The organism is Streptomyces sp. NPDC007205 (assembly GCF_040634095.1).
GTDB lineage: Bacteria > Actinomycetota > Actinomycetes > Streptomycetales > Streptomycetaceae > Streptomyces.
In genome coordinates, this window is the sequence record NZ_JBEYEW010000009.1 from 159959 (window position 1) to 172727 (window position 12769).

Below are 12769 nucleotides of genomic sequence, written 5' to 3' on the forward strand. Positions count from 1 at the left end.
CCAGGTCCTCGTGCTGGTCGCGCGGGGACTGTGCAACGCGCGGATCGCCGCGGACCTCGGCTCAGCGAGGCGACCGTCAAGAGCCGGATCAACCGCGTCCTGACCCGGCTGGGTCTGGAGAACCGGGTCCCGGCCGCCCTGTTCGCCCATCGGGCCGGGCTCGCCGCGGACACGGCACCCCGGCCACCGGCAGGCGCCGACGGCTGACGCGGCCATACCGCTGACGCCTGCCTGCGGGCTCAGCCCACGGTCAGGGAGAACGGTCCGGCCAGGACCGAGTAGCCGTCGTTGGCAAAGTAGTACACGTCGTACTTCCCCGCTCCGCTCAGTTTGCCGGTCGAGAAGGTCAGGGCACCGCTGGCGTTCGGGGCGTAGGACCAGGTGAGCGAGGACTGCTTGCCCGGGGTGACGCCCGCCGGGTAGACGCCGATCCAGTTCTTGGTGTTCGCCTGGGCCGCCGACGGCACCGAGTAGCGGAAGGTGACGTTGCCGCCGTCGGAGACCGCGTTCAGGTCGCCGGTGAGCGTCGGTGTGCTCGCGCCGGACGGGGCGAACGCGGCGTTGAGCGGTGTCGCGTAGGTGTCGTTGGCCGTGAGGCCGGGCAGGCCGAGGGCCGCCTCGATGGTGCGGCCGATGCCGTAGTGGTCGTAGTGCAGCGGGCTGCTGGTGCCGGCCGGGACGGTGCCCTGGGAGCCGACGAGGGTGGTGGCGATGTGGTTGTAGCCCTCGTTCTGGCTCTCGTCCCAGGTCAGGATCAGCAGCGAGCGCTGCTGGGTCCAGGCCGGGGAGGCGAGGACCGGGGCGAGCGTCTGCTTCAGCCAGCCGTCCTGTGTCTTCAGGCTGGTGGCGTTGCCGTTGCCGGAGGCCTCACCGTCGTAGTAGTCGTCGGCTGCGATCCAGGAGAAGGCGGGTGTGGTGGCCGCGGACTTCAGGTCGGTGGTCAGCTGGGTGGTGTCGAACAGGTGGGCCGCGCAGCGTGTGGCGTCACCGCTGATGTCGGTGTAGTTGATGAAGGGCGCGTCGTCGGGCTCGTAGTAACTGTCGTTGTTGTTCCTGGTGTTGCAGGGGGTACCCATGCCCTGCTCATAGGCCTTCCAGGTCCTGCCTGCCGCCTCGATGGTGTCGCCGAGGTTGCGCTGGGGGGAGTTGATGTTCGGGAAGTAGGTGGCGCCCTTGGTGTAGGTGTCGCCGCCGGCGATGGCGAGGTAGTTCTCGTCGCTCGGGTGGTAGACGCCGTGGAAGTCGGTGAGCGTGGCGCCCTGGGACATGAGGCTGTGCATGTACGGCGTGTCCGCGGGGTCGTTCATGACCTCGGAGTAGTCCGTGTTCTCCATCATGACCGTGAACACATGGTCGTAGCCGGGGACTTCGGAGACGGGCGGTGCGAGCGGGGCCGGTGCGGTGACCGGGGTGTCCAGGGTGAGGGAGAGGTTGTCGAGGTAGCCGGTCTCGCTGGTCGTCGACAGGAACTGCACCTCGACCTGGACCGACCGGGTACCGGCCGGCACCGCACCGTTGGTGCTGCGGGAGAGGAACTTGGTGGCCAGGCCCCGGTCGCTCGCGGACACGGTGGGCAGCTTGGCGGTGGCGCCGACCGGGCGTCCGCTGCCGTCGTGGAAGTGCAGGCTCACGGCGACGTGTCCGCCGTAGGTGGTCCAGCCGCCGAGCCAGCCGGAGAGGTCGTAGTGCACACCGCCGCCGTCGATGGCGGTGGCGGCCGAGGAGACGTCGACGGTCTGGCTCATGGAGCCGTCGCCGAAGTTGCCGGGCCCGAAGAACGCCTTGCCCGGTGTCCCGCCGTCGCTCGGCAGCCCGAAGGAGGCGACGCTGTGACACATGACGTCCGGTCCGCCGGCCTGGGTGGTCCAGCCCGGGACCGTGGTGGCCGCCGCCCAGTCCTGGGTGCAGTAACCGCCGCTCTCCGCATCGCCGTTGACGATCAGGTTGCCGCTGCTCCCGGCCGCCCGGGCGGGGGCGGGAGCGGCGACGATCAGTGCACCGAGGAGGGCCAGGAGCCCGACGGGAGATCTCCAGCGCAGTCGCATACGTGGTACCTCGTCCTGTAGGTGAGGATGCCGTGAGGAGTGCTGTCCGCACGGCCTGGCTGTGCGCAACGAACGGGACATGAGTACGGGACGCCGCCGTCGAGCGGAAGAACCACGACCAAACTTGACCAGACAAGTTGGGGGCGCACAGGCTCGGTCCGCAGGAACGGCCGTGCGGGGCTTTTCGGTCGCGCCGGAAGGGGCACGCGGTGGGGGTACGACTTCCGAGTGGAGGGGCGGTGGACCATGGGCGAGTACGAACGGTCCCGGACGATGCCCGCACAGCCCGAGCAGGTCTTCGACCAGGCGGCCAACCTCGGCCAGCTCGACGCATGGCTCCCGGACGCCCTGCACGTGGACGCCGGGGACCCGCCCGCCGTGACCGTGCACGAGGACACCTCCGGCGAGGACATGCCCGCGCTGCTGCGCTCCGAGCCCGAGCAGATGCGGCTGGAGTGGGGCACCCGGGAGCAGGGCAGTTACGCGGGGTGGCTGCAGGTGGCCGGCATCGGCAGCGGCGCCAGCGAGGTGACGGTGCACCTGTCGTTCTTCGACGACGGTCACGACCCGGGCGAGCAGGCGGTGTACGACGCACTCGACGGCAGCCTCAGGCGCCTGGAGGAGCAGGTGCGCATACGCGTCGACAACGCGGCCGGCTGAGATGCCGGACCGGGTGGCCTGGTATCCGCTGAGCCTCACCACGCCGGTCAAGCAGCATGTCTTCGGCGGGCGGGCCCTCGCCGACCGGCTGGGCCGCACGGGTCTGCCGACGGGTCGCGTCGCCGAGACGTGGGAGGTGAGCGATGTCGATGGTGAGGGCGCGACGGTCACCGAGGGCCCGCTCGCCGGGCTGAGTCTGCGCCGGCTCATGGCGGAGCACGCGGACGGACTGTTGGGCGACCGCCCGCACGGCCCGCGCTTTCCGCTGCTCACCAAGTTCATCGACGCCACCCGGGCCCTGCCCGTGCATCTGCACGCCGACGACGCCACCGCCCGGCGTCTGGAGGGCGAGCCCCACGGCAAGACCGAGGCCTGGCACGTCCTGGACGCTGTGCCCGGCGCCACCGCGCTGGTCGGGACCCGTCCCGGAGTCGACGGCGCGCGGCTGCGCCGGGCCCTGCTCGCACAGGACTTCGACGCGGTCATGCGCCGTCTGCCGGTACACGCCGGGCAGACCGTCTACGTCCCCGACGGGACCCCGCACAGCTTCGGGCCGGGCCCGCTGGTGTACGAGATCGAGCAGACCTCCGACATCCAGCAGCACGCCATGCCGTGGCGGATGGCGGACGGCGCACCCCTGGACGAACGCGAGCACGAGGCGAACATCGGGCGCTTGCTGGAGGAGTGGCGGCCCGGGCCACGGCCGGAGTTCCAGCCGGGGCTGAGCGTCCCGCAGGCGGACTCCGTGGTGCGCACGGTGCTGTGTGCGGGGCCGTACTTCGCCCTGGAACGCTGGACCGCCGGCAGCACCGCCTCCCTCACCCGCGCCTTCACCACGGCACAGGTTCTCACCAACGCCGGCGCCCCGGTCACCGTCGCCGCCGGCGGCTGGACCGGCCACCTGGACCGGGCGCGGACCCTGCTGCTGCCGGCGGCCCTGGGAGAGGTGCGGGTGGACGGGCCCGCCGACGTCCTGTTCGGCTATCTCCCCGACCTGGCGACCGACATCGAGAAGCCCCTGACAGCCGCGGGGCACGGCCCCACCGCGATCTCCGCACTCGGCGACGTACCCCGGGTGCGGTGGTTCCCCTTCCATGGGCGGCGGGCACCCGGTCCTGGGAGGTGACCCTGAGGGCGCGGCAGGACCCGCAGTGCGGCCACGACCCGAAGACGGAGCACGGCCGCGATCCCGAGGGCGAGCGCGCCGGGAACGACCGGTACAGCAACCGCAGTTGCCGATGACCGTGGGACGGTCCGTTGGCCCCCTGTCCGGCAAGGGCACGAAGGATTTCGAGACGCCCTGGTCATCCGTCGGTTCCTGACTGACGGGAATCGTCCCGGGCTTCTATCTCCGACCTGGATTGTTCCTAGAATGGCCGGGTGGAGGACATCGAAGCGATCGCGGCGTTGCAGGATCCGGTGCGGCGGCGCCTGTACGAGTACGTGGTGGCGCAAGGCCGCGAGGTCGGCCGCAACGAGGCCGCCGAGGCGGCCGGGGTGGCGCGCACTCTCGCTGCGCACCATCTGGACAAGCTCGCCGAGGTCGGCCTGCTGGAGAGCGGCAGCCGCCGCCTGACGGGCCGCTCGGGGCCGGGGGCGGGCCGGCCCGCCAAGGTGTACACGCGGGCCCGGGTCGAGCGGGCGGTGTCGCTGCCCGCCCGCGACTACCGCACCGCCGCCGAGCTGCTCGCCGAGGCCGCCGAGCAGGCCGGGCTGGACGCCGGTCTCTGCGCGGCCGCGCGCCGCCGGGGTGAGACCCTGCGCGGCTCCGCGGCACCCTGCGGCGGTCTCGAAGAGGCCATGGAGATGCTGGCGGCCCGCGGCTACGAACCCCACTTGGAAGGCGCCGAAGGCGACCAGGGGGCGCCCGGGGCAGCCGCGCGCGTCGTGCGTATGCGCAACTGCCCCTTCCATGCCGTCGCCGAACGCTTCCCGCCGCTGGTCTGCGGCATGAATCTCGCACTGCTGGAGGGGCTGTTCGGGACGGACGGTCCCATCCGCGCCCGCATGGACGCCCGACCCGGGGAGTGCTGCGTGGTGGTCGAAGCTTCTAAAAACAATCATCATTGACATAGAAAGCGGGAGTCTGCTGGGATGAGGCCATGACCGCATCCGCGCATGCCGCCCACCTTGCCCACTTCAACGTCGCCACGCTCCGCCACCCGCTCGACGACCCGCGCACGGCGCCCTTCGTGGAAATGCTCGACCCGGTGAACGCCGCCGCGGACGGCGCCCCCGGCTTCGTGTGGCGGCTCGCGGAGGAGGGGAAGCCCGACGCCACCGGCCTGCGCCCGGCGGGCGAGAACGTCATCGTCACCCTGTCGGTGTGGGAGACCCAGCGGGCCCTGTGGGACTTCACCTACCGCAGCGGGCACCTGGAGGCGATGCAGCGACGCCGTGATTGGTTCGAGCGGCACGTCGAGGCACATCTGGTGCTCTGGTGGGTCCCCGCCGGTCACCTCCCGACCGTCGACGAGGCCATGGAACGGCTGGCGGACCTGCGGGCGCACGGACCATCCCCCCACGCATTCACCTTCACTTCCTCCTACACCGCCGCCGAGTCCGCCCAGCACCTCCAGGCCGTACCGCCGGCGCAGGCCGGGACGGCCGCCCGGAGCGGGCGGCCGACGCCCGCCGGGGACAAGGCGGTATAGAGCAGGGACGGCGAGTCCAACAGGACTGGCGACACCGGTCCCTTCGATCACCTCCCCCCGATCACCACCATCAACCAAGGCTTCCTGCATGCGCCGTTACTGCCAGGACCATGCGCCGTAGTTGCCAGCAGCAGTCCGTCCAGGCCGACCCGCAGTGCGTGAGCCGGGACGCACACCTTGCAGAGGCGCGAACACAGGCCCTGTTGTTGAGACTTGAACGGGGCGCCCATAAGCCGAGCAGCGGACATCCCTACGCATTCCTTATTTGCTATACGCGGCATTTGTCCGATTATCCTGGGCGGTCTTGTCGGGATACGGAAAGGGAAGAGGAGGGACGAGCATGCACAGCGCGCGGTTGCCCGCTCTCATGGCACGGATCGGACAGGCCGGCGGCGCCGAGGCCGCGCGCGCCACGGTGGCGGCCGGTCTGACCTGGCAGACCAGCGCGACGCTGCTGCACATCTCCGAGCCCTACCCGGGCGCCGTCGCCGCCCTGCTCATCGTCGAGACGACGGTGGTGGCCACGGTCTCCGCGGCCACCCGCTACGCCGCCGGCTGCCTGCTCGGCGTGCTGGTCGCCGTACCCGGCGCGCTGTACGCCGAGCCCGGCATGGCGGGCCTGGCCCTCGTCGTCTTCGCCTCCGTGCTGCTGGCCCGGCACGGCTTCCTCGGTCACCACGGCCTGCACGTCCCCACGACCGCCCTGATCACCTTCGCCCTGGTCCAGGGCCGCCACCCCGCAGAACTGGGAGCCCACCTCGCCGAGCTCGTGCTCGGCATCGGCTTCGGGCTGGCGTGCAGCGTGCTGCTGTTCCCCGCCGTACGCGTACGGTCCGCCGAACGGGCGCTGGAGGACCTGCGACTGCTGATCGCCCGCCACCTCGACGGCCTGGCCGACGCGGTCGTACGGCACGAGCGGCCGCGGAGCAGACTGGGCGCGGCCTGGGAGGACGACCTCGGCACGGCACTGACCCGGGCTCGCACCGCCGTGGACGAGGCGCACGAGAGCCTGCGCTGGAACGTCCGGCCGACCGCACGGCGCCGCCGCTGGCACCTGGATCACCGGGTGCTGCGCACGCTGACCGACGTCGCCGGGCAGGTGAGCGCGACGGGCCGGCTGCTCGACGCCCACCCCGGCGCGCCCGAGGGCACCCGCCCCGGCCCCGCCTTCGCGCAGCCGTACGCCCGCCTGCTGCGGACGACCGCCCTGTGCGCCTACTCCTGCCGCGGCGGCCGGCCCCACCCCGCCCTGCCCGCCGCACGCCACGCCCTCGCCCGGCTCGGCGCCCCCGGCTGCGATCCCCCCGGCACGGACGTCCCGGACCAGCGTCTCCTGCGCCCCCTGGAGTCGGCCCTGACCTGCCTGTCGGCACCCGCCCCCACCCCGCCCGCCGGAGCCCGTCGGCTCCTTGACCCGCTACGGCCCTCACCGCGACGATGACCTCTCACACCACTGACCTCACGGACACGACCACCGAGCAGGACGCCGCACCCGCGAGCCGGACACCGTCGCGACGGTCCCCGGCGCACTGGGCCCGCCGCCCGGGCCCCCGTGCGCTCCTGGCCCCGGCTCCCGTGCTGCTCCTGGTGGTCGTCGCCCTCACCGACGTGCTCACCCCGGACTGGCTGCACGTCTCGCCGGTGATGGCCGCCGTCCCGGTGCTGGCCGCCGCCCTGCTTCCCTGGCGCGCGACGGCGGTACTCGTCTGCGCCGTGCTCGTGATCACCGGGCTGCTCCAGTGGGACGCCGGCAGCTGCGGACACCCGGACTCCAACGTCACCCTCGGCAGCCTGTTCGTGGTCGGACTCACCTCGCTGGCCGCGTGCTCCCTGCGGCAGCGCCGGGAACGGCAGCTCCGTCAGGTCCGCTCCGTCGCCGAGACCGCACAGCGCGCCCTGATGCACCCCCTCCCCCGCCGGATCGGCTCGCTCGCCCTGAGCGGTGTGTATCTGCCGGCCGAGTCGGAGGCGCGGATCGGCGGCGACTTCTACGAGGCGCTGCACACGCCGTACGGCACACGGATCGTGATCGGTGATGTACGGGGCAAGGGGCTGGAGGCCGTCGGCGCGTCGGCGACCCTGCTCGGCGCGTTCCGGGAACTGGCGTACCGTGAGCCGTCGTTGACCAGGGTGGCGGAGCAGCTGGACGAACGGGCCCGCCGGCACATCGCCGCGCTGGACGGCGCATCGGACACGGACGGCCCCGACGGAGGTGAAACGGACGCGCTGTTCACGGAACGGTTCGCGACGGCGCTCCTGGTGGAGTTCCCGCCCGGTGATCCCGTGGCCCGCATCGTGCACTGCGGCCATCCCGAGCCGTATGTCGTCCACGCGGGCGAGGCGAGACCGTACGAGCCCGACCGGCCCGGCGCGCCGCTCGGCCTGGGCGATCTGCTGCAGGCGGAACCGGTCGCCCAGAGCGTGCCGTTCGTTCCGGGCGACCGTCTCGTGCTGTACACCGACGGATTCATCGAAGGCCGCGACCGCCGGGGCCGCTTCCACGACCTGGCCGCCCCTGTGCACGCGCACGCCGGCCGGCCGCTGGAGGCGATGGTGGCCGCCCTGCGCCGCGATCTCCTGGTCCACGTGCACGGCGACCTCGGCGACGACGCGGCCCTGGTCGCCATGGAGCGCCTGCCGTGAGAGGCCGCCCGGGTCACGGGAACCGTGGCCATCGCCGCTCACCGCGTCGCCGCCAGGGCCAGGGCGCCGGCCGCCAGCGCGAGGAAGAGGCCCGGAAACGCGATGTTGTGGAACACCCGTGCCCGCACATGGGCGATCAGCGCCCCGAGATAGAACAGCACCAGGCCGGCGCCGGCCGCGATACCCAGGAGGCGAACGCCCAGCAGACCGAGGAGCAGCCCGGCCGCTCCGGCCGCCTTCAGCAGGGCCAGCGAGGGGAGCCAGGCGGGGGCCACGCCGACTTCGGCGGAGTTGGCGCGCACGAACGGCGCCTTCGCGAGATCGGCCGCCGCGATGCCGGCGTTGGCCAGGGCGGCGGCGCAGGTGACGGTCACATGGGCGAGTTCCACGACAGCAGGCCTTCCGAGCGAGGGGCGGCCCGGCGGGCGTGCCCCAGATGGTCCAGGGGGTGTCTCCCACCGTGCTCGGAAGGCCGGCGTGACGTCCAATACCAGCGTCTATAACCTGTTGGAATGGACGTCGACACACGGCTGCTGCGGTCCTTCCTCGCCGTCGCCGAGGACGGCAGCCTTACCCGCGCCGCCGAGCGCGTGTTCGTGTCCCAGCCCGCCCTGACCAAGCAGATCCGGCAGCTGGAGACCCAGCTCGGGGTACGGCTCTTCGACCGCTCGCGCACCGGCATGGCGCTCACGGACGCCGGCCGGGAACTCGCGCGCCGGACCCCTGAGGTGCTCGCCGCCTGGGACGACGCCCTGCACGCCACGAAGGCCACCGGCCGGCGGTCCGCGCGGATCCTGCGCGTGGGGTTCATCGCGAGCGCGGCCAACGAGGCGACCCAGGAGATCGTCGCGGAGTTCGCCCGGCGGCGCCCCGGGTGGCGTGCCGAACTGCGGCAGGCGTCCTGGGCGAACCCGAGTGCGGGGCTGGCCGACGGCGAGGTGGACGCGGCGCTGGTGCGCCTGCCCTTCCCGGGTCAGGCCGCGCTGCGGGTGGAGGTGCTGTTCAGCGAGGCGCGATGGGTGGCGCTGCCGAGCGGACATCCGCTCGCCGGGCGCGCCGAGATCGCCTTCCGCGAGTTGTGGGACGAGCCGTTCGTCGCCGCGCCGGAGGAGACCGGCGCATGGCGCGACCACTGGCTGGCCGCCGACGAGCGCGAGGGCCGCCCGGTGCGGGTCGGCGCGGTCACCGAGCAGCCCGACGACTGGCTGAGCGCGATCGCCAACGGGTACGGCATCGCGCTCGCTCCCGAGTCAGCGGTGCGGTTCTACTCCCGCCCGGGTGTGGTCTACCGCCCGGTCACGGGGGTGAGCCCGACGCGGGTGGGCGTGGCCTGGGCACCGGCCGACGACCGCAATCCGGTCGTACGGGACTTCGTCCGCTGCTGCCTGGACCTCGCACCGCCTGTCTGACGGGACGTGTCGCTGTGCTTGCCCTCGGTCCTGTCGTCGATGAAGTCGCCGGCGTCGTCCCCTGCTCGGCCCAACCGGAGTGCGCCGGAGGGGCGAGCGGCTGTGACGGGTGTGACGGTGGTGGAAGGCATGGACGAACGGACCCGTGATGAGGAGGCGGCATGTCGGTCGGAACCGGCGAGGACGGCGCGGCGCTCGCCGCCCTGGTGGACGGCGACGACGCCGGCGTGTCGCGCGATGCCTTCGACCAGGTGGGAGCCGTCGCCGACGCCGTGCTGTACGAGGGGTACCTGCTCTACCCCTACCGCCGGTCCTCGCCGAAGAACCGGGTCCGCTGGCAGTTCGGCGTGCTGCTGCCCCGCGCCTGGGTGGAGCAGGACGGGCCGGTCACGCCGGGGATCTCCGGCTCCGCGGACTCGTGGTACCAGCAGACCGAGTGCCTGCTGCGGGCACCGGACACCGACGCGGTCGTCCGGGTGCGGGTGCGGTATCTGCAGATGCAGGACAAGCAGGTCGAGGAGGCCGGCGGGGACGGACGCCACCGCCCGGTGGAGTCGTTGCGTACGGCTGACGGCGCCGCGCATCTGTCGTTCGAGGAGGCCGTGCCGCGCGAGTCGGAGCTGATGGTGCCGCTGGCGGAGCTGCTGCGGGGCGGTCGTACCGCCCGGGTGGGCGCGGCCGGCGGCGCGGAGTCCGAGCCGCTGCCGGGCGGTGCGGGACGGACGGTACGGCGGCGCCGCGAGGTGCACGCCACGACCACGGTGGTGGCCGAACCGCTCGCGCCGGAGCTGTACCGGCTGCGGGTACGCACGGAGAACACCGGCGAGGCACCGGACCCCCGGGCTCCTCGGCACACGGCACTGCGGCAGGCGCTGATCGCCACGCACACCCTCGTGGGCGGGGACGGCGTGGAGTTCGTGTCCCTGATCGATCCCCCCGGGGGCCTGGCGGAGCAGGCGCGGGCGTGCCGGAACGCGTTCACGTTTCCCGTTCTCGGCGGCCCGCCCGCGCGTGCGGGGACCGCGGGCGTCATGCTCTCCGCCCCGATCATCCTCCCGGACCATCCCCAGGTGGCACCGGAGAGTCCCGGGGATCTGCACGACGCCGCGGAGATCGACGAGATCCTCACGCTGCGGACCATGCTGCTGACCGACGACGAGAAGGCCGAGGCCCGGGCCACCGATCCGCGCGCCGCACGGATCCTCGACCGGGTCGACACCATGCCCCGGGAGGTCTTCGAGCGCCTGCACGGCGCGATCCGTTCCCTGACGCCGGTGCCGCCACCCGCCGAACGGCCCGCCTGGTGGCAGGAGGGCGGCGACGACGGGCCGGCCCCCGCGACCGACACCGTGGACGTGGACGGGGTGTCCGTCGGCGGCGGCAGCCGGGTGCGGCTGCGCCCGCGCGGCCGGGGCGCCGACGCGCAGGACATGTTCCTGGACGGCCGGACGGCACGGGTCGCCGCGGTCTTCCACGACGTGGACGGCAGCGTCCACCTGGCCGTCACCGTCGACGACGACCCGGCCGCCGAACTGCACGGCTGGTACGGCCGTTTCCACTACTTCCGGCCCGACGAGGTCGAACCGCTCACGGACGCCCCGAATGCGGCGGGCTCGGTCCGATCACCCCGGCCGCAGTCCCCGCGGCCAAGACATCCGGCCGCCCGGCCGGAGGAGGGACGGCTTGATGGACGCCCTTGAGGTGCTGGCGCACGACCACCGGATGGTCGAGCAGCTCTTCCGTGACTACGACGCGGCCGCCTCCGCGCGACAGCGGCGCGGGGTCGTGGAGCTGCTGGTGCGCGAGCTGTCCAAGCACGCGGCGCTGGAGGAGATGCTCGTCTATCCGCTGGCCAGGAAGACGCTCCCGGACGGTGATCGGGAGATGGACGAGCATCTGAGCGAGCACATGGCGGTCAAGAAGACGCTCCTGGCCCTCGACCGGCTGGACGAGGGCGACCCGCGCGCCGACGAGCTGGTGGACGAGCTGCGCCGGGAGGTGGAGCAGCACATCCGCGAGGAGGAGGGCGTGATGATGCCCCGGCTGCGGGAGGCCGTCGCCCAGCAGGAGCTGGACGAGCTGGGCCGGATGATCGACGGGGCCAAGCAGGGCGCGCCGACCCGTCCGCACCCGAACGCCCCCGAGAAACCCCCCGCCCTGACCCTCGCGGCCCCGCTGGCCGCGGCCTACGACCGACTCCGGGACCGACTGCAGCGGAGGCCGACGACATGACCACACAGAGCGGTACCACCGAGGTGAGCCAGGAACCCAGCCGGGCGGAGGCGCGCGGAAAGGGGTTCGACGAGATCACCATCCTCTGGATCTCGGAGGGCATGAGCTGCGACGGCGACACCGTCTCGCTGACCGCCGCCGGCCAGCCCTCCATCGAGGACCTGGTGCTCGGCCTCATCCCGGGCCTGCCGAAGGTGAACCTCGTCAACAAGGTCCTCTCCCCGAGCCTGGGCGGCGAGGACTTCCTTGCCCCGTACCGGGCGGCGGCCCGCGGGGAGTTGTCCCCGTTCATCCTCGTCATCGAGGGTTCGATCCCGAACCAGAACATCATCGAGGGGGACGGCTACTGGACGTCGTTCGGCAACGACCCGGCAACCGGTGAGCCGCAGACGCTGAACTGGTGGATCGACCAGCTCGCGCCCAAGGCCTGGGCGGTGGTGGCCGCGGGCACGTGTGCGGCGTACGGCGGCATCCACGCGATGGCCGGCAACCCGACCGGCTGCATGGGCCTCGCGGACTATCTCGGCTGGGACTTCAAGTCGCAGGGCGCCCTACCCGTGGTGAACGTGCCCGGCTGCCCGATCCAGCCGGAGAACTTCATGGAGACCCTGGTCTGGGTGCTCTACCACGCGGCCGGAGCGGCACCGCCGCCCCCGCTGGACCACATGCTGCGCCCGCAGTGGCTGTTCGGCAAGACCGTGCACGAGGGCTGCGACCGGGCCGCGTACTACGAGCAGGCCGACTTCTCCAGGGACTACAACTCCCCCAAGTGCCTGGTGAAGACGGGCTGTTGGGGGCCGGTGGTCAACTGCAACGTGCCCAAGCGCGGCTGGATGGCCGGCATCGGCGGCTGTCCGAACGTCGGCGGCATCTGCATCGGCTGCACCATGCCCGGCTTCCCGGACGCGTTCATGCCGTTCATGGACGAGCCGACCGGCGGCGCGCTGTCGTCGATGCTGATCAAGCCGTACGGCGCCGTCATCCGCCGGCTGCGCGGACTGACCAGCGTCGCGGTCAACCGCGAACCCAAGTGGCACCACAACGGCCCGGAACTGACCACCGGTTACGACCCGTACTGGCGTGCCTGAGCGGCACCCCCACCGACTTGTGCGTACGACGAACGAGG

Annotated in this window: 13 protein-coding genes; 11 read left to right on the top strand and 2 right to left on the bottom strand. The window is 72.4% G+C overall.

The genetic code is table 11. The features are described from left to right. Positions 1–30: 30 nt before the first annotated feature. A complete protein-coding gene (locus ABZ624_RS17830; protein WP_360089028.1) occupies positions 31–207 on the top strand; it encodes a hypothetical protein in 177 nt (58 codons plus the stop codon). Between the two features lie 32 nt (positions 208–239). Here ABZ624_RS17830 and ABZ624_RS17835 read toward each other — a convergent pair whose 3' ends face one another. After that, positions 240–2045, bottom strand: coding sequence for an alkaline phosphatase family protein (locus ABZ624_RS17835; RefSeq protein WP_360089031.1), 1806 nt, complete (start codon positions 2043–2045; stop codon positions 240–242). Positions 2046–2291: 246 nt separating this feature from the next. Between ABZ624_RS17835 and ABZ624_RS17840 the strand changes: the two genes are divergently transcribed. The 6 genes from ABZ624_RS17840 to ABZ624_RS17865 all read left to right on the top strand — a co-directional run bounded on the left by ABZ624_RS17840 (position 2292) and on the right by ABZ624_RS17865 (position 8002). Then, entirely contained in the window at positions 2292–2705 is a 414-nt protein-coding gene (locus tag ABZ624_RS17840; protein ID WP_360089034.1) for an SRPBCC family protein, read from the top strand. 1 nt (position 2706) lies between these two features. Continuing rightward, on the top strand, positions 2707–3831 hold the full coding sequence (locus ABZ624_RS17845; RefSeq protein WP_360089037.1) for a mannose-6-phosphate isomerase: 1125 nt from the start codon (positions 2707–2709) through the stop codon (positions 3829–3831). A 254-nt stretch (positions 3832–4085) separates the two neighbouring features. Next, the gene (locus ABZ624_RS17850) at positions 4086–4775 is read left to right on the top strand and encodes a helix-turn-helix domain-containing protein (RefSeq protein ID WP_360089040.1); all 690 of its coding nucleotides are present in this window, start codon (positions 4086–4088) and stop codon (positions 4773–4775) included. 32 nt (positions 4776–4807) lie between these two features. After that, a complete protein-coding gene (locus ABZ624_RS17855; RefSeq protein ID WP_360089043.1) occupies positions 4808–5359 on the top strand; it encodes a DUF3291 domain-containing protein in 552 nt (183 codons plus the stop codon). Positions 5360–5699: 340 nt separating this feature from the next. After that, positions 5700–6800, top strand: a complete 1101-nt coding sequence (locus ABZ624_RS17860) for an FUSC family protein (RefSeq protein WP_360089046.1) — start codon at positions 5700–5702, stop codon at positions 6798–6800. Then, positions 6797–8002, top strand: coding sequence for a PP2C family protein-serine/threonine phosphatase (locus ABZ624_RS17865; RefSeq protein ID WP_360089049.1), 1206 nt, complete (start codon positions 6797–6799; stop codon positions 8000–8002). The genes ABZ624_RS17860 and ABZ624_RS17865 overlap by 4 nt, the downstream gene beginning before the upstream one ends. A 38-nt stretch (positions 8003–8040) precedes the next feature. Here ABZ624_RS17865 and ABZ624_RS17870 read toward each other — a convergent pair whose 3' ends face one another. Next, complete coding sequence (locus tag ABZ624_RS17870) at positions 8041–8391, bottom strand: DoxX family protein (protein WP_360089052.1); 351 nt, start codon at positions 8389–8391, stop codon at positions 8041–8043. Between the two features lie 123 nt (positions 8392–8514). On the opposite strand from ABZ624_RS17870, the gene ABZ624_RS17875 reads away from it, so the two are divergent. The 4 genes from ABZ624_RS17875 to ABZ624_RS17890 all read left to right on the top strand — a co-directional run bounded on the left by ABZ624_RS17875 (position 8515) and on the right by ABZ624_RS17890 (position 12731). After that, positions 8515–9411, top strand: a complete 897-nt coding sequence (locus tag ABZ624_RS17875; protein ID WP_360089055.1) for a LysR family transcriptional regulator — start codon at positions 8515–8517, stop codon at positions 9409–9411. Positions 9412–9572: 161 nt separating this feature from the next. Then, positions 9573–11111, top strand: coding sequence for a hypothetical protein (locus tag ABZ624_RS17880; protein ID WP_360089058.1), 1539 nt, complete (start codon positions 9573–9575; stop codon positions 11109–11111). Beyond that, on the top strand, positions 11098–11643 hold the full coding sequence (locus tag ABZ624_RS17885) for a hemerythrin domain-containing protein (protein ID WP_360089061.1): 546 nt from the start codon (positions 11098–11100) through the stop codon (positions 11641–11643). The genes ABZ624_RS17880 and ABZ624_RS17885 overlap by 14 nt, the downstream gene beginning before the upstream one ends. Beyond that, a complete protein-coding gene (locus tag ABZ624_RS17890) occupies positions 11640–12731 on the top strand; it encodes a hydrogenase expression protein HypE (RefSeq protein WP_360089064.1) in 1092 nt (363 codons plus the stop codon). The genes ABZ624_RS17885 and ABZ624_RS17890 overlap by 4 nt, the downstream gene beginning before the upstream one ends. The last annotated feature ends 38 nt before the right edge of the window (positions 12732–12769 follow it).